The sequence below is a fragment of the Microcella frigidaquae genome (assembly GCF_014200395.1).
In the GTDB taxonomy this organism is placed as follows: domain Bacteria; phylum Actinomycetota; class Actinomycetes; order Actinomycetales; family Microbacteriaceae; genus Microcella; species Microcella frigidaquae.
Genome location: NZ_JACHBS010000001.1, coordinates 1,579,799 through 1,603,058, shown reverse-complemented (window position 1 = coordinate 1,603,058; position 23,260 = coordinate 1,579,799). Strand labels below are relative to the sequence as shown.

Sequence of the window (23,260 nt, the reverse complement as noted above, 5' to 3'; positions counted from 1 at the left end):
GGGATGGGAGCCGCGGCGGTCATCGCCGTCGCCGCGTGGTCCAGAGCAGGTAGCCGCCGAGTGCGGTGACCACGCTCGCGCCGGCGCCGATCATGACGCCTTCCCGCGAGCGCCATCTCGTGTTCCCGCTGACGAGTTCGCCGATGCCGCTGATCAGGGCGGCGGTGATCATGCCGGCGATCAGGCGATTGCCGATCCGTTCAGCCCGTCCCACGAGCGGTTCCAGTTCGGCCGCGCGCAGGTGCACCTCGAGGCCGCCGTTCTCCAGCACCCGCCGGAGCTGCTTGAGTGTTCCGGGCAGCTCGAGCAGCAGTGCTCCGGCATCCGCGGATGCCTGTGCCCAGCGTTTCGCCAGGGCGGGGAGGGAGAACTGTCGCTGCACGATCCGCTCCGAGAAGGGGGTGAGCGCCTGCAGCATCTCGAACTCGGGGTCGAGCCGTGCCGCCAGTGCCTCGCCCATCATCAGGACCTTGAACAGCAGAGCGGTCTGCTGCGGCAGCTGGAGGTGGTGGTGTCGCAGCAGGGCGAGCAGCTCTCCGAGCAGGTGGCTGAGGTTAATGTCGGACAGGGGGCGTCCGAGATACCGCGACACGAAGACGTCCAGGGAGCGGCCGAGCTCGCCGCGGTCGGAGGTGTTCTTGGTGATCGAGAGCGCGAGCAGGGCGGTGGCGAGCGCGTTGGAGTCTCCGCGGGTGAAGGCGAGCAGCACGTCGGAGAGCTGCTCGGTGACCTCTTCGTCGAGTTGGCCGACCATGCCGAAGTCGATGAGGGCGATGGATCCGTCGGTTTGGATGAACAGGTTGCCCGGGTGCGGGTCGGCGTGGAAGAAGCGGTTCTCGAACACCATGGTGAGGATGAGGTCTGCGCCTCGCCTGGCCAGCTGGTTCCGGTCGATGCCGGCCGCGTCCAGAGCGGGCAGGTCGTCGACTCGGATGCCGTGCATCCGTTCCAGGGTCAGCACGCGTGACGTGGTCGTCTCCCAGAACACCTGAGGGACGGCGACGTCGGGTGAGTCGGCGAAGTCGGCGGCGAACCGCTCCGCGTTCCGGCCCTCCTGCAGATAGTCGAGCTCGGCGCGCAGCGTGCGGGAGAACTCCTCGACGATGCCCGGCAGGTTGTACTGGCGGGCGGCATCCCACCGCTTGTCGGCGCGCTCGGCGAGGTTCTGCAGGATCTCCAGGTCTTCGTGGATCTGGGCGACCGCTCCGGGGCGGCGGACCTTCACGACGACCTGGGTGCCGTCGTGAAGGGTCGCGGCGTATGCCTGCCCGATCGACGCGGCGGCCAGCGGTTGCGGGTCGAACTGTGCGAAGAGCTGTTCGGGGTCGGCGCCGAGCTCCTCGCGGATCACCGCTTTCATCGGCTCCCAGGCCTCGGGCGGCGCGGCGTCCTGAAGCTTGACCAACTCGGCGAGGTAAGCGGCGGGCAGCAGGTCGTTGCGGGTGGACAGCAGCTGGCCGAGTTTGATGAAGGTCGGTCCGAGCTCCTCGAGGGCGAGTCGGAGGTGTTCCGGACTGGTGTAGGGCTCGTCCCGGCGCGCATGCCCGAGAACGCCTTTGTTGAAGGGAATCCACTTCTCCAGTCCGAGCAGCCCGAGGCCGAGCCCGAGTCCGTGGTGCTCGAGGATGGTGGCGATGCGCCGATACCGGCTCCGATGCGTGCTCATCAGTCGAGGCCTCCTCCGCGGTTGGTCGCGTCGCGGGCCGAGGTGCCCGGGCCGATCGCGAACGTCTTGGTCTGTCCGGCCGAGATCGGCACGGCGACCGCGCCGACGCGCACGTGGATCGCGGGTGCTGAGCCGGCGTGCACGCGAAGCTCCAGGCTGCGGTCACGGAGCATCACGTCGACGAGGTGGCCGCGGTATCGGATCTGGAACCCGACCCGGGTGAGGTTCGGCGGCAGTCGGGGGGCGAAGACGAGCTCGTCGTCACCGAGGGCCATGCCGGCGAAGGAGCGGACGGGCAGGTCGATGGTGCCGGCCATCGCGCCGAGGTGGATCCCTTCGCGGGTGGTGCCGCCCTGGGAGTCGTCGAGATCGGCGATCAGCGCCTCGCGGAACGCGATCCAGGAGCGGGACGGGTCGATGCCGGCCAGGACGGAGGCGTTCACGACTCGGCTGAGCGTCGACCCGTTGGCGGTGCGCGCGAGGTAGTACTCGACCGTGCGGGTCAGGTCCTGCTCGGAGAACGGGTAGCCGAGCGTGGCGAGCTGCGCCCGGAGCCCGTCGTGACCGAGCAGGTAGACCAGCATGACGACGTCGGGCTGCTTGGCGAGCTTGTACCGGTTGGTGCTGTCGTTCTCGGACTCGAGGATGAGATCGAGCCGGCCGATGTTCCCGTACTCCTCGCGGTAGTGGTCCCAGTCCAGCTCCCGCAGGCTCTCATAGCCGTCGAACTGGGTGAGGATGCCGTCGCGGTGGAACCCCACCGCCAGTCGTGTGCTGAGCCGGGCCCATCCCTCGACCTCCTCGTCGGTGACGCGGAGCCGGTCGCGGAGGATCTCGCCGCTGTGCCCGTTGAGCAGGGCGAGTGTCTGGGCCGCTCTCGTGGCGACCCACGAGACGAGGACGTTGGTGTACGTGTTGTCGCGCAGGCCGCTGCCGGGAGAGTCCGCGGCGCCGTCATGGAACTCGTCGGGTCCCATCACCCCGGCGATGTGGAAGCGGTCGGTGGCGCTGTCGTGCTCGGCGAGCGAGGCGAACAGGCGGGTGACCTCGATGATGAGCTCGCCGCCGCGTTCGGCGAGCCACTCGAGGTCGCCGGTGGCCTGGTAGTGCTGCCAGGCGTTGTAGGCGATGGCGAGGCCGACGTGGCGTTGACGGTAGGAGTTGTCCGGCATCCACCGACCGGAGCGCGGGTTGTAGAGCGCCTCGGGCGTCTCCTCGCGACCGTCGCTGCCGCTCTGCCAGGGGAAGAGGGCTCCGCGGAGTCCGGCGGCGGTCGCCGCGGCGCGGGCGGCGTCCAGTCGCCGCCAGCGGTAGTCGATCAGCGCCCGGCTGATCTCGGGCGTGCGCAGAGCGATCACGGGCAGGACGAACACCTCGTCCCAGAAGACGTGCCCCCGATACCCCTCGCCGTGCAGGCCGCGGGCGGGCACCCCGGCGTCGAGCTCGACGGTGTGCGGCGAGAGGGTCTGGAGCAGGTGGAAGACGTGCAGGTTCAGGATGAGTCGGCTGTGCGTGTCGGCGTCCAGGGTGACCGCGAAGCGTTCCCAGAGTCGCCGCCACGCCGCCGCGTGGCGTTCCCGCAGCGCCTCGACGTCGCCACCGCGTACGGTGAGCAGGGTCAGGGCGGCACCACCCGGCTCGCTGATGGCCCGATCGTGGGAGGTGTAGATCGCGGCCGTCTTGGTGAGGGTGACCGGTCGACCCTGCTCCAGAGGGATGCGCAGCTCCCGGGTGTGCGGCGATGGCGTGTCGATGCGGTGATCGGTCGCGCCGTCGGTTCCGGTGAGGGTCGAGCGGACGGCGGTGGCGATGTGGACCCGGCTCTGCCGGGTCCACACCTCGCAGAGGGTGGTGTCGCCGACCTGGCGGAACGTCGGCTGCGTGAGGTGGGTGGCGTCCGATCCGAGATACGCGGCCACGTTGCTGTTGCGCACCCCGGCGTCGATCCCGGCGCGGAGGGTGACCGTGCCGCTCCAGTCGGGGGCGGTGAGCGTGGTTTCCAGCACGGCCAGGTGAGGCTCGTCCAGGGAGGTGAACGTCGTCTGCACGAAGTCGAGTCGATCCCCGTTCGGACCGGTGAGGACCGCGCGGCGGACGACCAGGCCGCGGCGCAGGTCGAGCTCGCGTCGTTCGCTGTGCGTCACGACCTGGCCGGTGGACAGCCACGGCCCGTCTCCGAGGCGGAGGTCCACCGGAAGCCAGTTGGGAGTGTTGACGAGATGCTCCTCCTCGAGCTCGCGCCCGTGGATGGTGCTCGCCAGCCGGTTGTACACCCCCGCGAGGTAGGTGCCGGGATAGTGGATGCCGTCGTCGTGGTGCTCGGGCCGGGCGCCCCGGGTGGCCAGGTAGCCGTTGCCCAGCGCGGTGAGCGCCTCCCGGTGCCCTTCGTGCGCGGGGTCGAAGCCATCGTAGACCAGCCGCCACGGATCCGTGGTGGAGACGCCCAGGTCGAGCTCGGCGACATCGGCCAGGACGAGGTCGGCGCCCGCGGCCTCGAGCTGCTCCCGCGCTCCGGCGCGGTCGATGCCGACGACGAAGCCGAACCCTCCGCGCCTCCCGGCCGCCACGCCGGCGACCGAGTCCTCGACGACCGCGGTGCGGGCCGCAGCGACACCCAGTCGCCGGGCTGCCTCGACGAACATGGCGGGATCCGGCTTGCCTTTCAGGTGATGCGAGAGCGCGATCCGGCCGTCCACCACGGTGTCGAAGCAGCCGGCCAGTCCTGCGGCGGCGAGCATCTGCTGCGCGTTCCGGCTCGCGGTGACCAGCCCGACCGGAACGGCCGCGCTCCGCAGGCGATGCAGCAGCGCCACGGTGCCCGGATAGACGCGCAGCCCGCGGGTGCCCAGCTCCGCCAGGAACAGCTCGTTCTTGCGCGCCGCGAGCCCCGCGATCGTCCACGCCGTTGGTGGGTCTCCGGGATCTCCGGCATCCAGGGCGATCCCACGGGCCGTCAGGTACGCCGATACCCCGTCCTCGCGGGTTCGCCCATCCACATAGCGGCGGTAGTCGGCGACCGGGTCGAAGGTCGTCTCGGGGTCGTCCACCTGCACACGCGGGTCTCGCAGCACCTCGTCGAACAGCTGCTTCCACGCGGCGGCATGGATCGCGGCGGTGTTCGTGACCACGCCGTCCATGTCGAACAGCACCGCGTCGTAGACGGCATCGAGGTGGTGAGTCCCGCGCTCTGCCGACCGCGGAGTCATCGCGGCGCCTCGCGTCCGGTCATGAGGCGCCGCCGGGCGTCGACGCCGGGGCGAGGCTGCTCGCCTCTGCCGGGGCCGCGGGGGCCTGCTGGGCGGGCAGCCGGAGCCGCTTGAGCAGGAGCGCGTTGACGGCGACGATCACGCTGGAGCCGGACATGCTGATGGCGGCGATCTCCGGGGAGAGCATGATCCCGAACGCGGGGTAGAACACGCCGGCGGCGATGGGCAGGGCGATGGCGTTGTAGCCGATGGCCCAGCCGAGGTTCTGCCGCATCTTCCGCAGTGTTCCCTTCCCGATCCGCAGCGCGACCGCGACATCCTGAGGATCCGAACGCATCAGCACCACGTCAGCGGTCTCGATGGCGACATCCGTGCCAGCGCCGATGGCGATGCCGAGGTCGGCCTGGGCGAGGGCAGGGGCGTCGTTGACGCCGTCACCGACCATGGCCACCTTCTTCCCAGCCCGCTGCAGTTCGGCGATCTTCGCGCTCTTGTCCTCTGGCAGCACCTCGGCGATCACCGTGTCGATGCCCAGCAGGGATGCGATGCGCTCGGCGGTCGGGTGGTTGTCGCCGGTGAGCATCACCACCTCAATGCCGGACTCATGGAGGGCGTCGATAGCGGCTCTGGCGGTCTCGCGGGGGGCGTCGGCGAGTGCGATGACGCCGGCGACCTCCCCGTCGACGGCGAACATGATCGCCGTGCGCCCGCTCTCGGCGAGGGACTTCTGGGCGTCCTTGACCGGGGAGATGTCGATGCCCTCCTGCGCCATCAGGCGCATGTTGCCAAGGGCCACCTCCCGGCCATCGACGGTGGCGATCGCCCCCTTCCCCGCGACGTTGCGGAAGGCGGAAGCGGCGCGTCGCGGGATGTTCCGGGCGTCGGCGTAGGCGACGACTGCCTTCGCGAGGGGGTGCTCGGACTCGCGTTCGACGGCGGCCACCAGCGCGAGCAGCTCAAGGTCGTCCTCGCCGACGGGCAGATAGTCGGTGACCTCTGGTTCTCCCTTGGTGAGGGTACCGGTCTTGTCGAGGACGACGGTGTCGATGCGGGCGGCGGTCTCGATGCCGGTAGCGTTCTTGAACAGCACTCCCCGTCGGGCGCCGAGCCCGGTGCCGACCATGATCGCGGTGGGGGTAGCCAGACCGAGCGCATCAGGGCAGGTGATGACGACGACGGTGATCGCGAACAGGATCGCGGTCGGCACGGGCGCGCCGGTCAGCCACCAGGCCAGGAAGGTCGCGCTTCCGCCGATCAGGGCGACCAGCACCAACCAGTACGCGGCGCGGTCCGCGAGCTGCTGGCCAGGGGCTTTGGAGTTCTGCGCCTCCTGCACCAGCTTGACGATCTGGGCCAATGCGGTGTCGGCGCCGACCTTGGTGGCGCGCACCCGGAGGGTGCCGACGGTGTTCACGGTCGCGCCGATAACCATGGACCCAGGCGCTTTCTCCACTGGCATGCTCTCGCCGGTGACCATCGACTCGTCGACCTCGGACTCGCCGTCTTCGACCTCCCCGTCGGTGGGGACCTTCGCGCCGGGACGTACGAGCATCAGGTCACCGGGGATGATCTCGGAGGTGGATACCTCGAGCTCTTGCCCGTCGCGGATCACGATGGCACGAGCGGGAGCGAGTTCCAACAGGCGGCGGATCGCGTCGTTCGCTCCCCCGCGAGCACGCATTTCCACCCAGTGGCCGAGCAGCACGAAGGTGGCCAGCACGGTGGCGGCTTCGTAGAACACCTCGCCGCCTCCTGTGAGGGTGACGATGAAGCTGTAGATCCAGCCGGCTCCGACGCCGACGGCAACGAGCACCATCATGTCCAGCGTTCGCGCCCTCAGGGCTCTGAACGCACCGTCGAAGAAGATCCAGGCCGAGTAGAACATCACGGGCAGGGACAGGATCAGGGAGATCACGTCATCCCGCAGCCCGAACGGTGCAGGCACCGTGAAGCCCAGAACTTCCCGCCCGATCGGGGAGAACAGGGTGATCGGGATCGACATGATCAGCGCGAACAGGAACCGGTTGCGCATGTCGCGGATCATCGCCGCCATCGACATGCCGCCGTGATGCCCGCCGTGGCCCATCACATCCTGCGCGCTGCGGCCGGCCGGCTGAGCCCCGTGATCGTGTCCGCCCTCGGTGGCCGGAGCGTGACCGGCATGCGCGCCGGCGTCCATGGCGGAGTGGTCCGCGTGGTCCGCTGCCGGGTGCGGGTGCGGGTGCTCGTGCCCCGCCGGGGTGTCATGACCGGTGGAGACCGCGCGTCCCTCGTGCTCGGCGTGGTCGTGGTGGTCGGCGTGCTCGTGAGGTTCGTGGGCGGGGTCGCAGATGTGGTCCGGGACGGACTGCCCGGCGCAGTGGTAGCCGCATTCGATCACCCACTTCTGCAGGTGCGCGACCGAGGTGGTCTGCGGGTCGTAGGTGACGGTCGCGGTCTGGGAGACCGGGTTCGCGTCAACGGACAGGACGCCCGGCTGGCGGGCGAGGTGGGCTTCGGTGACGTTCTTGGAGGTCGCGCGGATCATGCCGCTGACCTGCAGGGTCACGGTCTTGGTGTCGGTCATCGGATTTCCTTCGCGGTGGAGGGGCGGTTCGGGTCGGTGTCGGGGTGGGGCCAGCGCCAGTCGGCGACGGCGGGGATGTCGGTGCCGTGCTCGCGGGTGTGGGCGCGGGCGCGCAGGCGGGCGTCGACGAGTTCCTGCCGCAGCTGCGCGTGGGTCGCGGCAAGGCCCGGGACGTGGTCGAGGACGTCGATCGCGAGCCGGTAGCGGTCGAGGTCGTTGAGCATGACCATGTCGAACGGGGTCGTGGTGGTGCCCTTCTCCACGAAGCCGTGGACGTGCAGGTTCTGGTGCCCGGCGCGCTTGTAGGTGAGACGGTGGATCAGCCACGGGTAGCCGTGGTAGGCGAAGATCACCGGCTTGTCGGGGGTGAAGATCGCGTCGAACTCCCGGTCCGGCAGGCCGTGCGGGTGCTGGTCCTCGGATTGCAGACGGGTCAGGTCGACCACGTTCACGACCCGCACGGACAGGTCAGGGATGTGCTCGCGCAGCAACGCGGCCGCGGCGAGCACCTCGAGGGTGGGCACGTCGCCGGCGGCGGCGAGCACCACGTCCGGCTCGGCGCCCTCGGTCTCGGTGCCGGCCCAGGGCAGGATGCCCAGGCCCCGGGTGCAGTGCTCGATCGCCTCGTCCATGGTGAGCCACTGCGGGGCGGGCTGCTTTCCGGCGACGACGACGTTGATGTAGCCGGTGGAGCGCAGGCAGTGGTCGTAGGTGGACAGCAGCGTGTTCGCGTCGAACGGGAGGTAGACGCGGACGATGTCGGGGCTCTTGTTCAGGGCGAGGTCGATGAACCCCGGGTCCTGGTGGGAGAACCCGTTGTGATCCTGCCGCCACACGTGACTGGACAGCAGGTAGTTGAAGCTCGGGATCGGGTCCCGCCAGGCCACGTCGCGGGCGGCTTCGAGCCATTTGGCGTGCTGGTTGAACATCGAGTCGACGATGTGGGTGAACGCCTCGTAGCAGTTGAACAGCCCATGCCGGCCCGTGAGGACGTAGCCCTCGAGCCAGCCCTGGCACTGGTGCTCGCTGAGCACCTCCATCACCCGCCCGGTCGGCGCCAGATGCTCGTCCACCGGCAGCACGGTCGCGTTCCACTGCTTGCCGGTGGCCTCGAACACGGGCGGGGCGAGCCGGTTGGAGGCGGTCTCGTCGGGGCCGAAGATGCGGAAGTTGTTCGGGTTGTGCCGGATCACGTCGGCGAGCCATTCGCCGAGCATCCGGGTCGCCTCCGCCGTTCCCGTGCCTCGCGCCTCGGGGTCGACCGGGTGGGCGTGGTCGCGGAAGTCGCCCAGGCGCAGCGGGACGGTCAGCTGCCCGCCGTTCGCGACCGGGTTAGCGCTCATCCGCCGCGCTCCGGCCGGGGCGGCGGCGACCGTGGCGGGGAACGGGGCGCCGTCGGCGTCGAAGAGCTCGTCGGGCCGGTAGGAGGCCAGCCAGTCCTGGAGGAGCTGCAGGTGCTCGGGGGTGTCGCGGACCTCGGCGAGCGGCACCTGGTGGGACCGCCAGGTGCCCTCCACGGGGAGCCCGTCGATCACCGGCGGGCAGGTCCAGCCTTTCGGGCTGCGCAGCACGATCGCTGGCCACGCCGGCCGGCCTTCCAGGGTGCCGGCCGCCGCGGCGGTCTTGATGTCCGCGATCCGGTCCAGCACCTCGTCCAGCACGCCGGCGAACCGGGCGTGGGACTCCCGCGGGTCCTCGCCGTCGAAGCCGACCGTGACCACGAACGGCTCATGCCCGTAGCCGCGCAGCAGCGCGACCAGCTCGTCCTCGGGGATGCGGGACAGCACCGTCGGGTTGGCGATCTTGTACCCGTTCAGGTGCAGGATCGGTAGCACCACCCCGTCCGCGGCTGGGTTGAGGAACTTGTTGCCGTGCCACGCGGTCGCCAGCGGCCCGGTCTCGGCCTCCCCGTCGCCGATCACGCACGCGACCAGCAGGTCCGGGTTGTCGAACGCGGCGCCGTAGGCGTGGACGAGGGAATAGCCGAGCTCGCCGCCCTCGTTGATCGACCCGGGCGTGTCCGGGGACGCGTGCGAGGGGATGCCGCCGGGGAAGGAGAACTGCCGGAACAGCGCCTTGAGCCCCTCCTCGGTGCGGTCGATCCGCGGGTACAGCTCCGTGTAGGTGCCGTCCAGGTAGGCGTTGGCGACCATGCCCGGCCCGCCGTGCCCCGGCCCGGTCACGTACAGGGTGTTCAGATCCCGGTCGGTGATCGCCCGGTTGAGGTGGGCGTACAGGAAGTTCAGGCCCGGGGTGGTGCCCCAGTGCCCCAGTAGTCGAGGCTTGATGTGCTCCGCGGTGAGCGGGTCGCGCAGCAGCGGGTTGTCGAGCAGGTAGATCTGCCCGATGCTCAGGTAGTTCGCCGCCCGCCACCACGCATCCACCTCCTCCAGTCGTTCCGGGGTGACGGCGGTGGTGCGGTATGCCCAGCGGGCCGGTGCGGGTGTGGTGGTCATGGTTGTGCTCCTGAGGGTTGGTGTGCGGTGCGGTTGCCCGGCGTGGTGGTCATGATGTCGCCTCGGTCGGGAGCACGACGGTGGCCTCGGCGCCGCGAACCCAGACGACGCCGCGGTCGTCGACGAGCACGACCGCGCCGTCGCTGCTGACCCCGAGCGCCTGCACCGTGCCGGCGACGGCCCCGAAGCGCTCCCACGTGGTGCCGTCGAAGGCCCAGAGCGTGCCGTCGGTATCGACGCCGACGAGGCCGCCGCCTAGGTCGGCCTCCACCAGGTACAGCAGCGGTGCGTCCGCCACCGGGGTGAAGGTCACGCCGCCGTCCTCACTGCGCTGCAGTCCGTCCTGCGTCGTGGCATACAGCGAACCGTCAGCGGCGCCGGCCAGGTCGTTGGGGGCGAGCTCGGCGCCGGCGCTCCAGGTCACGCCGCGATCCGTGCTGGTGCGCACGGTGATCGAACTGGATCCGACCCCGTGCAGGGTGCCGTCGGCGGTCGCGGTCAGGACATGGAAGTCCTCCAGCCCGGTGAACGCGACCGGCTCCCAGGAGAGCCCCGCGTCGGTGCTGCGGATGATGCCCAGGTTCGGGGCGCCGAGCTCCGCGGGCGTGTCCGGCCCCGGATGCCCGGAGGCGTACAGCGTGTCGCCGGCGCCGGTCAGGCTCATCGCGTCGAAGTCGGCGCCGCCGACCGGCCCGGTGGCGGTGCCGTCCTCGGTGAGCGTGTAGAGCCCGGTGTGGGTGCCCAGCAGGACGGTGCCGTCGCCGGCGTCGACGATGCCGTGCACATGGCCGAAGTCCCGCAGCGTCGGCGCCGCGGCCGTGGGCGCGGGAAGGGCCGGGCTGGTGCAGCCGGTCAGGAGTAGCGCCGCCGCGGCGGCGACGGTCAGTGTCGTGATCGTGCGTGCGGGGTTCATGCGGTCGCCTGGATGAGGAGGATGGTCGCCGTGGACAGGATGACCAGGGCGAGGAAGATGGCCACGAAACAGGCGGCGAGTGTGCGGGAAGTCATGACGGGGCCTTTCGACGGGTCGACCGCGTTCGCTGTGCCCAGCGGCGCGTCGGGCGGGTCGCCGGGCCTCGGACGGAGCCGGTCCAGGGGGTCGGCGCCGTCCGAGGGGTCCGGGGTCAGAGGGTGGCGAGGATGTCCTGCATGGTGGTAATCTCGGCGGTCTGTCCGTCGATGATCTGCTGCGCCAGGGCGGCGACATCCGGGTTCTGCCCGTTGTCCAGCACCATCTGCGCCATCGTGACGGCACCCTGGTGGTGGGTGATCATGCCCTCCAGGAACAGGCGGGTCGCCTCGACACCGGTGGCAGCGTCCAGGGCCGCCATGTCGTCGTCGGACATCATGCCGTCGCCGTGATCCATCCCCTCCATGCCGCCCATGCCGGACATGGAGTCGTCGTAGGGGATGCCCCAGTCCTGCAGCCAGCCCTTCATGGTCTGGATCTCGGGGTCCTGGGCGGCCTTGATCTGCTGAGCGAGGGCCACGACCCGCTCATCGATGCCGTCCTTGGCGAGGATCTGATCGGCCATCTGGATGGCCTGCTCGTGGTGCGGGATCATCATCGTGACGAACATCTCGTCCGCGGCGTTGAACGCCGCGTCGTCGGTGGGTTCGGGTGTGCTGCTGGTCATGCCGCCGGGGCCGTGGTCCATGCCGGGCATGGAGCCGCCGGTGGGGGCGCAGCCGACGAGCACGAGCGCCGCGGCCAGGGCGCCGGCCGTGAGCGCGAGAGTACGGAAACGCATGGTAAGGGACCTTGTCTGTCAGTCGAACGGTGGTCAGCGGATTCCTGCTGCCGCATGGTGGGCAGAGTGAAGCGTCGTCCCGGTGCGGTGATCGTGCCGGGAGCGCAGGGAATCAGGTTCGACTGATGGACAGGACGATAAGAGAGGGTGGTCGTGGGTGCGGTAGCGCAGCCAACACGTTCCGGCCGTGCAGGCGCAGCAGCGCCAGCGCGGCGCCGAGGCGGGCCAGCAGCACGATGACGGCGGCCAGCAGCGCAAGCACGCACGCCATCATCAGCATCGAGTGATCCGGCATCCCGCCGGCATCGCCGCAGTCCCCCGGACAATGGTCGGCGGAGGCATCCGTGACCATGCCCGGGTCAGCGCCGAGGACCGCCGCTGGTGCGATGGCCGAAGCCATCGCGGATTCGGTGCCGTGGCCGGTGCCCTCACTGGCTGCGGCGGGGGTGTCGGTGTGCCCGAGGGTGAGCGTGCCGGTGAGAGTGTGCATGGCCAGCAGGCCCGCGATCAGCAGGAAGGCGGTCGCGAAAGTCAGCAGCAGCCGGTGCAGCCCGGATGGGGCATGCACCAGGGCTCGGATGTGGTTCACGGCCGACCTCCTTCCCACCTCCAGGGTACCTCCCCGCTCAGCAGCCTCCCAGGCGTCGTCCGCCGCGCCGACCCTCGAACGCTCCCGCCCAGTCTGCCCACCCGGCCGATGCCGTGTCACAGGCGAAAGTCCCGGACCGGGACGGGAGCGCTGCAGCGGGCTCATCGGGCGCGGTTCCCGGCGCGGTGCGCCTTCTCGATCAGGGCGAGCAGCCCGAGGGTGTCGTCCTTGATCTGGGTGCGGCCGACCGTGGCCCAGTTGCGGCTGAGATGCTCACGGAGGTAGTCGAGGATGTGCTCCAGCGGGACGATGTGCCAGTTGCCGGGCCTGTTCGGGTGAGCGGTGTTGCCGAACGCGACGGTGCGGATCAGATGCCCCTCGGGGGCGGTGACCTGCCCGACCGTGAGCAGTTCCTGCACGAGCGCTGGTGCGTCGGCGGGGGCGCAGCAGCCGAACCGGGCGAACGCGGCCTCCAGCACCGCCGGGTCGCGCATCGCCGGGTTCAGTTTCGGGGTGCCTTCCTTGACCTCGCCGACGATCATGTCCGGCACGCCGGGCCGCGCGCCCAGCATCGGGTCGGGGTCGTCGCCGGGGGCATGGTGCAGGCGGATCGCGAGGATGTCCAGGTCGGTGACGGTGCGCGGGCCGCCGGGGCCGGTGGCGTCCAGCACGGGGTATTCGGCGACGGTGAAGTAGCCGTTGACGCGCAGGTAGGCCTGCACCAATCCGACCGCCGTCTCCATCCCGTGCTCCTTTCGCGTGCGCTGGCGTGGGTTAGGCGGCGTCGGTGTAGCGGGCGGGGTCGGCGTCGAACAGCGGCCCGCACTCGGCGCAGCAGAACCAGTACCGGGTGCCCTGGTAGTCGCGGAACAGGCCGCGCTGCTCGGCCCAGGCCGGGTCGACCTGGTTGCCGGGCATCACCGGGCAGGTCACCAGGTTCGTCGCCCCCGCCGGCGGCTCGTGATGGTGATGCTCGTGTGCGCCGTGATCGTGTGCGCCGTGATCCGGCTCGTGACCGTGGTCATGCGGGTGGTCGTGCTCGGCGTGATCGTGGTGGTGGGACATGGCAATCCTCCTTCGCGTGGGATGGGTCAGGCCCTGATCGGGGCCGGCTCCCGGGCGGCCGGGGCCGTGCCGGGTGTCGGGGTGGGCAGGGGGCGGAAGCGGCGCAGTCGGAGGCTGTTGGTGACGACGAACACGCTGCTGAACGCCATCGCCGCTGCGGCGAGGATGGGGTTGAGCAGGGCGAGCATCGCGACCGGGATCGCGGCGACGTTGTACGCGAACGCCCAGAACAGGTTGCCTTTGATCGTGCCCAGGGTGCGGCGGGCGAGCCGGATCGCGTCGGGCACGAGCAGCAGGTCGCCGGAGACGATGGTCAGGTCGGCGGCGGTGATGGCCGCGTCGGTGCCGGTGCCCATCGCGATCCCCAAATCGGCGGCGGCGAGCGCGGCGGCGTCGTTCACGCCGTCGCCGACCATCGCGACCACCCGGCCCGCGGACTGCAGCTCCCGGATGGTGTCGAGCTTGCCGGCCGGGGTGACCCCGGCGCGGACGTCCTCGATGCCGGCCTGGTCGGCGATCGCTTTCGCGGCACCGGGGTTGTCGCCGGTGAGCAGGATCGGGGTCAGCCCGAGGTCCCGCAGCCGGGCGATCGCCTCGCCGCTGGTGGGTTTGATGGTGTCGGCGACGCTGATCGCCCCGCGCACCTGCCCGTCCCACGCCACCACGGTCACCGTCGCCCCGGACGCCTCGTCCGCGGTGATGGTGTCTGCGAGGTCGGTGGGGATCGGGAGCGCCCATTGGGTGGTGATCCAGGTGGCGCGGCCGGCGGCGACCATGCGGCCGTCGACGATGCCCTGCACGCCCTGCCCGGCCGCCGCCTGGAACGATTCGACCGGGTCGAGCGGGTCGGGTGCGGCGGCGGTGATGGCGCGGCCGATGGGGTGCTCGGAGCCGTGCTCGAGCGCCGCGGCGACTCGCACCAGCTCGGCCTCGTCGGTCCCTGCGGCGGGGTGGGTGGCAGTGACGGTCATGGTGCCGGCGGTGATGGTGCCGGTCTTGTCCAGCACGACGGTGTCGATGCGGCGGGTCTGCTCCAGCACCTGGGGTCCGCGGATCAGGATGCCCAGCTGCGCGCCACGGCCGGTGCCGACCAGCAGCGCGGTCGGGGTCGCCAGGCCCAGCGCGCACGGGCAGGCGATGATCAGCGTGGTCACCGCGGCGGTGAACGCGACCTCCGGGCCGGCACCGACGAGCAGCCACACGATGAACGCGGCCACCGCGAGGCCGATCACGATGGGCACGAAGATCGCCGAGACCCGGTCGGCCAGGCGTTGCACCTGCGCCTTGCCGGTCTGCGCCTCCTCCACCAGCCTGGCCATCCGGGCCAGCTCCGTGTCGGCGCCGACGCGGGTGAGCTCCACCAGCAGGCGGCCGCCGGTGTTCACGGTCGCGCCCACCACTCGGGAGCCGGGGCCGACCTCGACCGGGACGGACTCGCCGGTGAGCATCGACTCGTCCACCGCCGAGACGCCCTCGGTGACGACGCCGTCGGCGGGGATCTTCTCGCCGGGGCGCACCACGACGATGTCGCCGGGGGTCAGCTGGGCGACGGGGATGCGCTGCTCGAGCCCTGTGCGCAGGACGACGGCGTCTTTCGCGCCGAGCTCCAGCAGCGCGCGCAGTGCCTCGCCAGATTGCCGCTTCGCGCGGATCTCCAGGTAGCGGCCGAGCAGGATGAACACGGTCACCAGCGCGGCGACCTCCAGATACACCTCGTGGCCGCCGGCCTGCGGGGTGCCGACGAAGGTGACGCTCATCCGCATCCCCGGCATGCCCGCCCCGCCGAAGAACAGCGCATACAGCGACCAGCCGAACGCGGCCAGCACGCCCACGCTGATCAGGGTGTCCATCGTCGCCGCCCCGTGGCGGGCGTTGATCGCCGCGGCCCGGTGGAACGGCCACGCCCCCCACACCACCACCGGGGCGGCGAGGGTCAGGGTCAGCCACTGCCAGTAGGTGAACTGCAGCGCCGGGATCATCGACAGCACCGCCACCGGCACCGCCAGCGCGGCCGAGACGATCAGCCGCTGCCGCAGCGACACCAGCTCCGCATCCTGCGGCGCGGTCTTCTCATCGGGGGTGTCGGCGGGCGGGGCGGGGACGGATGCCCCGTACCCGGCCTGCTCGACCGCCGCGATCAGCTCCGCCACCGCCACCGGCGAGTCGGCGTGCACGCGGGCCTTCTCGGTGGCGAAGTTGACCGTCGCCGCCACCCCGGGCAGCTTGTTCAGCTTGCGCTCCACCCGCGTCGCGCACGACGCGCAGGTCATCCCGGTGATGTCCAGATCGACATCCGAGGTGGTGGTGCTCATGATGCGCCGGCGAGGCTGTAGCCGGCCTCCTCGACCGCCTCCCGCACCCGCGCCGCGTCCACCGGCACCGTGCTGGACACGGTCACCGTCGAGACGCCGCCGGCGTGCAGGTCGACCGCGACGTCGGAGACGCCGTCGATCGCCGAAACCTCCTCGGTGACGCTGCGCACGCAGTGCGAGCAGGTCATCCCCTCCACCAGGAACTGCGCTGTGACATCACCCGCCGCCGACTCAGCCGCCGCAGTCGCCGGGGCTGCGGTGGCGTGGGAGGTGGGGCTGCAACACGCGCACCCGCCGCCGTTGGTGGCCTGCAGTCCGAGGTCCTGGAATCCCTGTCCGGTCATGATGTGCTCCCTTCACGAGCCTTGTCGAATGTGGGTGGTGTGAACGTTTCAGGAGCGCACGAGGCGCGCGATCGCGGCGTTCGCCTCGCGCAGCTTCTCCTGCGCGATCGGGCCGCCCTGCGCGGTCGCCTGCGCGACGCAGTGCGCGAGGTGATCCTCCAGCAGCGTCAGCGCGACCGACTCCAGCGCCTTGGTCGCCGCGGAGACCTGGGTGAGGATGTCGATGCAGTACACGTCCTCATCGACCATCCGCGCGATCCCGCGCACCTGCCCCTCCGCCCGACGCAACCGCGCCAGCAGCGCCTGCTTGTCATCGACATATCCGTGCGCCATCCCGACCACCTCCAACCCCCATCGTATACCCTCTAGGGGTATAGAGTACTTCGGCGGCGGAGTATTCCGGAGTCCTGCGGATCGAAAGGGCGAACATGACCAACTGGTACGTCATCACCGGCGGCCCCAGCTCGGGCAAGACCACCACCGTCAACCTGCTGCGCGACCGCGGCTACACCACGACGATCGAGCACGCCCGCCACTACCTCGACCTCCAGCGCATCGCCGGGCGCACCGTAGAGGAGGTCCGCGCCAAGCAGCGCCAGTTCCAGCGCGGCGTGCTGGACATGCAGCTCGCCGAGGAAGCCGCCCTCGATCCCGACGCGACCGTGTTCCTGGACCGGGCCGTCCCCGACTCCCTGGCCTACTACCGCTTCCTCGACCTCGAACCCGACCCGATCCTGATCACCGCCCTCGAGCAGGTGAACTACCGCGGAACGTTCATCCTCGACCTGCTGCCCCTGGCACCCGACTACGCCCGCACCGAGGACACCGCCGCCCAGCAGCGCATCCACCAGCTGCTCACCGAGGTGTATGAAGCGCTGCCGTTCCCGGTCGTGCCGGTCCCGGTACTGCCCGCCGCGGAGCGCGTCCAGTACATCCTCGACCGCCTGCTGCCTGCCGGCTAGGCCGAGAGCGCGGCGAGGGACTGCCGGGCGATCTCGAGCTCCTCGTCGGTCGGAACGACCAGGACGGCGATCGGCGAGTCGACGTCGGAGACGGTCCGGGCATGGTCGGCGGCCTCCGCGTTGCGGTCAGCGTCCATGCGGATGCCGAGACGCTCCATCCCCTCGACGGCCGCCGCGCGGGTCGCAGCGGCGTGCTCGCCGACTCCGCCGGTGAACACAATCGCGTCCGCGCCGCCGAGCTGGGCGAGGTAGGCGCCGAGATAGTGGCGCAGCCGGTGGTGGTAGACCTCGAGCGCCCCGGCTGCGGCCGGATCGCCGCCGGCCGCTGCGGCATGCACGTCGCGCATGTCCTCGGTCCCCGCCAAGGCGCGCAGACCGCTCTCGCGGGTCAGTATGGTTTCGAGCTGGTCCCATCCGAGGCCGCTGCGGCCCAGCGCGATCAGCACCCCCGGGTCCAGGTCGCCCGCCCGCGTGCCCATCACCAGGCCCGGCAGCGGTGTCATGCCCATCGAGGTGTCCACCGAACGGCCGCCAGCGATCGCGCACGCCGACGCGCCATTGCCCAGATGGAAGACGATCAGGCGCAGCTGCGAGAGCGGGCGGCCGAGCATCTCCGCGGCCCGCGCGGAGACGAACTGGTAGGAGATGCCGTGGAATCCGTATCGGCGCAGCGCATGCCGCTGAACGAGATCCGCCGGAAGCGCGTACGAGGCGGCGGCCGCGGGCAGCGTGCGATGGAACGCGGTATCGAACACCGCGACATTCGGGACGCCTCCGAACGTGCTCCGCGCGGCGCGGATGCCAGCGAGGTTGACCGGGTTGTGCAACGGCGCAAGCACCGCGAGCTCCGCTATCTGCTGCTCGACCTGATCGGTGATCACCGTCGCCGACTCGAACCGGCTGCCGCCGCGCACCACCCGGTGCCCGATGACGGCAATGCGGTCCTGACCCAGTTCGGCCAGCACGTCGCGGATCGCCGCCTCGTGCTCCTGCCCGTCGCCACGGTCGTGGCCGAGCCGCTCCACGATCCCGCCCCGAACCGGTATCTCGGAGACACTGTCGATCAGCCTCCACTTCAACGAGGAGGAACCCGCGTTCAGCACCAGGACGACCGTCATCCGCGGAGTTCAGAGAGCGTCGTTGTCATCGTCGTCGGATTCTATGTCGCCCAGCACCGGCCGCCGGTGGTGCTGGGCGACAGGCCTGCCGAGCAGTCGTGGCCGGACGGGCGCGCGGAGTTCATCCTCGACCGGCTCTGAACCCGTCCTGCTACCCCGAGCCTGCCCAGCGGCTCGGGCCGATCTCCATGATGCCCGCCCGCATGCGGGGTATGCGACAGTTGCCGAAGGCCAGACACCGTCTCGGTGAGAATATACCCCCATAGGGTATACGGTTCAGGTCGGCGGTCCGTCACGAGGCGAACCCCAGGACCGGCGAGAAGGGATGTCCCTGATGCAAACACGAGAAGTTGTCCGCAAGGACATGCTGAGCGGTGTCCTCACCACCGTGCTCGGCGCCCTTGCGCTCGGCGTCGGCGGGTACTTCCTGTTCCTGCGTCCCACGCTGCTGCCCGAGGACATCCGGCACACCGGCATCGACCCGACCACGTTGCCCCCGGCGTTCCTGGACTGGCTCGGAATCGTCTTCGCCACCTGGGGCGGCTTCATCGCCGGCTTCGGGATCCTGCTGCTGGGTATCGGCATCACCCTGCTCTCGCGCCGGACACTGTGGCTCTACCTCGGGACGGCGGCCGGTGTGCTCGTCGCGTTCGGACGCTTCGTCCTCAGCAACATCCTCATCGGCTCGGACTTTCTCTGGTTCATCGCGACCCTGTTCGTCCTGGCCCTGGCGCTGGCGATTGTCCTCGTCGTCACCGCGGTCCGGCGACACCCCACCCGACGCACCGACGCGCCAGAAGGATGACCAGTGCCGCCGCTCGAGCGGTTGCGTTGGGCGTGACGTTCAGAAGCTCAGCACCACCCGCCCCCGCACGGCTCTGGACTCGAGGTGACGATGCGCTTGGGCCGCTGCGGTGGCAGGATACGTCGCCGCGACGACCAGTGGAAGCAGCCCCGACTCGACCTGTTCACGCAGGCGGACGATAGCGGGGTGGTCGGTGGCGCGGTCGCGCACGTTGACCGGCACGACGATGACCCCGAGCCGAGCGTCGCCTGCCCAGCCGCGGAGCGTGGCAAGCGTGCCGCCGTCGCGGATGGCGGGTGCGATGCGCTCGTGCAGAGCAGCCGTGTCGATCACCGCGTCGACGCCGCCCGGCACGGCAGCCGTAACCTCGGCAGCGGCATCGGCAGCGCGAGGAACGAACACGTCAGCGCCGAGTGAACGCACCGTATCCTCGTCGGCCGCGGCGGCGAGTGCGACGACTCGGAGTCCGCCGGCGTGGGCCAGGGCGGTGGCGTAGCGGCCGACGCCGCCGGCGGCGCCGGTGACCAGCACCGTCGCCCCGCGGGGCAGGTCGAGGAGATCCAGTGCGGTGCGTGCAGTCAGGGCGGGCATGAGGAACGAAGCCGCCTCCGCAAGCGTCGCGCCGGCCGGGGCAGCGGTGACGGAGGCGGCGGGGAGGACGACGTAGTCGCTGTAGCCACCGACCTGACCGTGGTTGTCCACGATCCCCACGACCTGCTGCCCGAGGTGCAGGTCGCTGACGTCGGTGCCGACCTGGTCGATGACCCCGGCGATGTCCATCCCGGGAATGAACGGGGGCTCCTGCCCCGCGTACCAGTCGGCCAGCGACCCGTCGCGCAGCATCACGTCGGCGGGGTTCACCGCAGCGGCCTGCACCCGGACCCGCACCTGCCCGGCCCCAGCCTCGGGGGTAGGCAGCTCGACCTGCTCCAGCGCTTCGGGGCCGCCGTAGCGGATGACGCCAACTGCTCTCATCGGGGTCCGGTTCTCCCTGCTCGGTTGTCGTCGTGTGGGGGGTGGTTACTCGGGCATTGGCTCCGCGTAGACCCGGAACTCGTCCGGGTGGGTGTGCAGGTGCCACAGCTTCCCGGCGAGGACGTCGGGGCCGTGGGTGGCGTGTCCGGGGGTGATGGCGCCGGGGATGATGAGCTGGCCGACCTGGATGCCCTCGCCGGCCAGGGTGTCGTGGAGCATGCGGGCGTAGGCGGATTCTCCGGCGAACGCGATCGAGGTGCCCGCGACGTTCGGGTTCGGGCGGGCGCCGGAGCCGCCGTTGATGAACAGGATCGACCCGCGACCCAGGAACCGCATGCCCTGCAGCACCTGGTGGGCGGCGGTGACGGGACCGTAGATGGAGAACTCCACCGCCCCGGCCAGGTCGTCGACGGTGGTCTCCAGCACCGGCCGGAGGAACTCCTTCTGCGGCAGCGGACTGTAGGTCAGCACCTCGATCGGGCCGAGGTCTTGCCCCGCCCGGTCCAGCGCGGTGACGAGCGACTTCGGGTCGCGCACGTTCGCGGCATACCCGCGGGCGGTGAAGCCCTCCGCGGTGAGCTCGGCGGCGAGGGCGTCGACACGGTCCTGACTGCGGGACAGCAGCGCGATGTCGAAGCCTTCCTTCCCGAAGGTGCGGGCGATGGCAGCTCCCAGGCCGCGGCCAGCTCCGACAAGGGCGATGGTGGTCATGGTTCTCCTTCATGCGCGTCTCAGCGCGCGTGTGAACGGGTGGTGGTCGGTGCCAGGCCGTGACACCGCCCGGGGCTCGAGGGGGCTATTCGGCCATTCGACTGGTGGGCTCGACAGCCTCGGACGGCTCTGCGGAGACGGGCGTGGTCTCGGCGTGGGTGGTGGCGGCCCAGCTGGCGAGGAAGGCGAACTTGTCGGCGGAGTCGGTGCCGGGCGGGACGCTGTAGGTGACGATCTGCAGGCCGGCCTCGCCGGGCATCTCGAACACGTCGAACGCGACCTCCACCAACCCGACCTCGGGATGCCGGAACGCCTTGACCCCGGTGCGGTGCTGGTGCACGTCCTGGCGGGCCCAGTCCTGCCGAAACAGCGGACTGCGGGTGGACAGTTCGCCGATCAGCGCCGTCAGCTGGGTGTTGAGGGGGTCGCGGCCGGCTTCCAGGCGCATGATCGCCGCGGTCGTGCGCCGCGCGAGGGTCCAGTCGACGTAGTAGTCCTGGGTGTGATGTCTCAGGACATCGTGGACGGGTGAACCCCCAGCGGGAGGGTTCGCCCGTTTTTCACGTCTTGGCTTGGTAGCCCTTGTTCGGGTCGATCAGATGCTCGGCAAGCACTTCGCCGTCGGGGGTGATTGTGACGGCGTGCAGGCCGTGGATGAGGACGATCACGGCGGTGCGGGCCAAGCCTCGCCCGTAGCCGAGGTGCATCATGCGGTTGCCGAAACGCAGGGAGACTTTCCCGTGCGCGTCGATGGTGTCGTAGCGGACCCGCCAGATGTTTGGGTCATCAGGCTGCGTCGGTGCTGCTTTCGGGATCAGCGTGTAGGCGAAGGGCCTGAGTCCCGTGGGGTGGTGGACTTTCCGGTCCTGAGCGTCGTGTCGTTGACGTGAGGGGCCACCGTGCGATGGTCAGTGAGAACGACCAAGTTACTCACGACAGGAGATCGCACGATGGCCCTCAATCAGTCTGCCCTGCTTCAGCTGCTCGCCGAGCTGAAACTCACCGACACCACCGACCGCATCCGTCAGATGACCGAACGGCTCTACCAAGAACTGATCGACGCCGAAGCCGCGTCGGTGATCGGCGCCGGACCCTACGAGCGCACCGCCGAGCGCGTTGCGACTCGCAACGGGGCGAGGTTGCGCACCCTGTCGACCACTGCGGGAGATCTGGAGTTGCGGATCCCGAAGCTGCGGGCCGGCAGTTTCTTTCCGTCGTTGTTGGAGCGGCGCCGCCGGGTCGATCAGGCGCTGTTCGCCGTGGTGATGGAGGCCTACCTGCACGGCGTCTCCACCCGCAAGGTTGACGATCTGGTCAAGGCGCTCGGCGCCGACACGGGCATCTCGAAGTCCGAGGTGTCTCGCATCTGCGCCGGCCTGGACGCGACGGTTGCGGCATTCCGCGACCGATCCCTGTCTCAGATCGCCTACCCCTACGTCTTCTTGGACGCCACCTATTGCAAGGTTCGCATCGACGGGCGGGTGGTGTCTCAAGCGGTTGTGGTCGCGATCGGGATCACCGCTGACGGGCACCGTCAGGTGCTCGGCTTTGACGTGGGCGACAGCGAAACGGAGGAGTTCTGGAAAGCGTTCCTGCGATCGTTGAAAGCTCGAGGGCTTTCCGGGGTGAAGCTGGTGATCTCCGACGCGCACGCGGGTTTGAAAGCAGCTATCGCGGTGGTGGTGCAGGGAGCGGCCTGGCAGCGGTGCCGCGTGCATTTCATGCGCAACGTGCTCACCGTCCTGCCTAAGGGTCGGCAGGAGATGGTGGCCTCGATCATCCGCACGATCTTCGCCCAACCCGACGCTGAGCATATTGACGCGCAGTTCGAGGAGGTTGCTCGCATGATCGACCGCGTTCACCCCAAGGCTGCCCAGATGCTCCACGATGCCCGAGCCGACGTGCTGGCGTTCAAGCACTTCCCCGCCCGGCATTGGCGGCAGATCTGGTCGACGAATCCGCTGGAACGGCTGAACCGTGAGATCAAACGTCGCACCGACGTCGTCGGAGTGTTCCCGAACACTGCCAGCCTGCTGCGCCTGACCGGCGCCGTTTTGATCGAGCAGCACGACGAATGGGAAGCTGGCGACCGCCGTTACTTTTCCGAAGCGTCCATGGCCGAACTCACCGCCACCAGCTCGGTCGAGGACGCGGTGATGCTGCCCGAGATCACGGCCGCCTAGACTGCAGCCAGCTGATCATCGCGTGGAAACGAAAGACCACCACTCAGCGGGACGTGGCCGGCGAAGGCGGGCGTGCGTCGGTTCAACGCCCGGTGCGGGCGGTGCTGGTTGTAGTGGTCAACGAACTCATCCAGCTCACGCTGCAGCTCTTCCAGGCTGCTGGCGGGCCGCATGGTCAGGCGCTTCTTCAGCGTCTGCCAGAACCGTTCGATCTTGCCTTGCGTGGTGGGCTTGTAAGGTTTGCCGTTCTTCTGGGTAATGCCGTGCAGGGCCAACAGTGTCTCGAACGCATTGCCAGAGGTGCGAGCCTTCAGGCCGCCGGCGAAGCGGGTGGTGAAGATGTTGCCGTTGTCGGTCAACGTTGCCGCGGGGAACCCGTGCACGGCGGCCGCCTGCTGGAAGGTGTCAGTGACGGTGCGGCCCGTGACGCGCAGGTGGCACGACAGATGCGTGACGAAACGGGAGTGGTCATCGATCCAACCGATGATCTCCACCTCTGACCCGTCGGCAAGGCGCCAGTGGGTGGTGTCGGACTGCCAAAGCTCGTTGGG

The 23,260-nt window shown here is 70.0% G+C and carries 20 protein-coding genes and 1 pseudogene; 3 read left to right on the top strand and 18 right to left on the bottom strand.

Annotated elements, in window-relative coordinates; all coding sequences use genetic code 11:
* Positions 1-19 precede the first annotated feature (19 nt).
* The 12 genes from BJ959_RS07895 to BJ959_RS07840 form a co-directional block, all read right to left on the bottom strand.
* Positions 20-1,666 carry an ABC1 kinase family protein gene (locus tag BJ959_RS07895; protein ID WP_153982919.1) on the bottom strand — a complete coding sequence of 549 codons (1,647 nt, stop codon included), beginning with the start codon at positions 1,664-1,666 and terminating at the stop codon, positions 20-22.
* Positions 1,666-4,872, bottom strand: a complete 3,207-nt coding sequence (locus BJ959_RS07890; RefSeq protein WP_153982920.1) for an HAD-IA family hydrolase — start codon at positions 4,870-4,872, stop codon at positions 1,666-1,668. Before BJ959_RS07890 ends, BJ959_RS07895 begins: the two co-directional genes overlap by 1 nt.
* A gap of 19 nt (positions 4,873-4,891) precedes the next feature.
* Positions 4,892-7,438, bottom strand: a complete 2,547-nt coding sequence (locus BJ959_RS07885) for a heavy metal translocating P-type ATPase (RefSeq protein ID WP_153982921.1) — start codon at positions 7,436-7,438, stop codon at positions 4,892-4,894.
* Entirely contained in the window at positions 7,435-9,894 is a 2,460-nt protein-coding gene (locus BJ959_RS07880) for a phosphoketolase family protein (RefSeq protein ID WP_153982922.1), read from the bottom strand. The genes BJ959_RS07885 and BJ959_RS07880 overlap by 4 nt, the downstream gene beginning before the upstream one ends.
* Before the next feature lie 49 nt (positions 9,895-9,943).
* A complete protein-coding gene (locus tag BJ959_RS07875) occupies positions 9,944-10,807 on the bottom strand; it encodes a F510_1955 family glycosylhydrolase (protein ID WP_153982923.1) in 864 nt (287 codons plus the stop codon).
* A 211-nt stretch (positions 10,808-11,018) separates the two neighbouring features.
* Positions 11,019-11,645: a DUF305 domain-containing protein gene (locus BJ959_RS07870; RefSeq protein ID WP_153982924.1), complete on the bottom strand. Its 627-nt coding sequence runs from the start codon at positions 11,643-11,645 to the stop codon at positions 11,019-11,021.
* Between the two features lie 112 nt (positions 11,646-11,757).
* Positions 11,758-12,234 carry a DUF6153 family protein gene (locus BJ959_RS12860; RefSeq protein ID WP_153982925.1) on the bottom strand — a complete coding sequence of 159 codons (477 nt, stop codon included), beginning with the start codon at positions 12,232-12,234 and terminating at the stop codon, positions 11,758-11,760.
* A 161-nt stretch (positions 12,235-12,395) separates the two neighbouring features.
* Positions 12,396-12,977: a hypothetical protein gene (locus BJ959_RS07860; protein ID WP_153982926.1), complete on the bottom strand. Its 582-nt coding sequence runs from the start codon at positions 12,975-12,977 to the stop codon at positions 12,396-12,398.
* A 31-nt stretch (positions 12,978-13,008) separates the two neighbouring features.
* Positions 13,009-13,299 (bottom strand): YHS domain-containing protein, encoded by a 291-nt coding sequence (locus BJ959_RS07855; RefSeq protein ID WP_153982927.1) that lies wholly within the window; start codon positions 13,297-13,299, stop codon positions 13,009-13,011.
* 26 nt (positions 13,300-13,325) lie between these two features.
* A complete protein-coding gene (locus BJ959_RS07850; protein ID WP_153982928.1) occupies positions 13,326-15,611 on the bottom strand; it encodes a heavy metal translocating P-type ATPase in 2,286 nt (761 codons plus the stop codon).
* Complete coding sequence (locus BJ959_RS07845) at positions 15,608-15,955, bottom strand: heavy-metal-associated domain-containing protein (protein ID WP_153982929.1); 348 nt, start codon at positions 15,953-15,955, stop codon at positions 15,608-15,610. Before BJ959_RS07845 ends, BJ959_RS07850 begins: the two co-directional genes overlap by 4 nt.
* 48 nt (positions 15,956-16,003) lie before the next feature.
* Complete coding sequence (locus BJ959_RS07840; RefSeq protein ID WP_153982930.1) at positions 16,004-16,288, bottom strand: metal-sensitive transcriptional regulator; 285 nt, start codon at positions 16,286-16,288, stop codon at positions 16,004-16,006.
* A 95-nt stretch (positions 16,289-16,383) separates the two neighbouring features.
* Here BJ959_RS07840 and BJ959_RS07835 point away from each other — a divergent pair, with 95 nt between their 5' ends.
* Positions 16,384-16,917 (top strand): AAA family ATPase, encoded by a 534-nt coding sequence (locus tag BJ959_RS07835; RefSeq protein ID WP_153982931.1) that lies wholly within the window; start codon positions 16,384-16,386, stop codon positions 16,915-16,917.
* Here the strand turns inward: BJ959_RS07835 and BJ959_RS07830 are convergent.
* Entirely contained in the window at positions 16,914-18,035 is a 1,122-nt protein-coding gene (locus tag BJ959_RS07830; protein ID WP_153982932.1) for an acetate/propionate family kinase, read from the bottom strand. The genes BJ959_RS07835 and BJ959_RS07830 overlap by 4 nt on opposite strands.
* 364 nt (positions 18,036-18,399) lie before the next feature.
* On the opposite strand from BJ959_RS07830, the gene BJ959_RS07825 reads away from it, so the two are divergent.
* Complete coding sequence (locus BJ959_RS07825) at positions 18,400-18,840, top strand: hypothetical protein (RefSeq protein ID WP_221234921.1); 441 nt, start codon at positions 18,400-18,402, stop codon at positions 18,838-18,840.
* Positions 18,841-18,879: 39 nt separating this feature from the next.
* Here the strand turns inward: BJ959_RS07825 and BJ959_RS07820 are convergent, their stop codons facing one another.
* The 4 genes from BJ959_RS07820 to BJ959_RS12855 form a co-directional block, all read right to left on the bottom strand.
* A complete protein-coding gene (locus tag BJ959_RS07820) occupies positions 18,880-19,815 on the bottom strand; it encodes an NADP-dependent oxidoreductase (protein WP_153982933.1) in 936 nt (311 codons plus the stop codon).
* 45 nt (positions 19,816-19,860) lie between these two features.
* Positions 19,861-20,526, bottom strand: coding sequence for an SDR family NAD(P)-dependent oxidoreductase (locus tag BJ959_RS07815; protein ID WP_153982934.1), 666 nt, complete (start codon positions 20,524-20,526; stop codon positions 19,861-19,863).
* 85 nt (positions 20,527-20,611) lie between these two features.
* Positions 20,612-21,040 carry an MmyB family transcriptional regulator gene (locus BJ959_RS07810; protein WP_243739054.1) on the bottom strand — a complete coding sequence of 143 codons (429 nt, stop codon included), beginning with the start codon at positions 21,038-21,040 and terminating at the stop codon, positions 20,612-20,614.
* A gap of 46 nt (positions 21,041-21,086) precedes the next feature.
* Positions 21,087-21,209, bottom strand: a complete 123-nt coding sequence (locus BJ959_RS12855; RefSeq protein ID WP_280529688.1) for a hypothetical protein — start codon at positions 21,207-21,209, stop codon at positions 21,087-21,089.
* A gap of 267 nt (positions 21,210-21,476) precedes the next feature.
* Here BJ959_RS12855 and BJ959_RS07805 point away from each other — a divergent pair, with 267 nt between their 5' ends.
* Positions 21,477-22,709: an IS256 family transposase gene (locus BJ959_RS07805; RefSeq protein ID WP_183321849.1), complete on the top strand. Its 1,233-nt coding sequence runs from the start codon at positions 21,477-21,479 to the stop codon at positions 22,707-22,709.
* Here BJ959_RS07805 and BJ959_RS12850 read toward each other — a convergent pair.
* Positions 22,706-23,248: pseudogene (locus BJ959_RS12850) on the bottom strand (integrase core domain-containing protein); the annotation flags it as partial. The gene BJ959_RS07805 and the pseudogene BJ959_RS12850 sit on opposite strands and share 4 nt — an antisense overlap.
* Between the last annotated feature and the right edge of the window lie 12 nt (positions 23,249-23,260).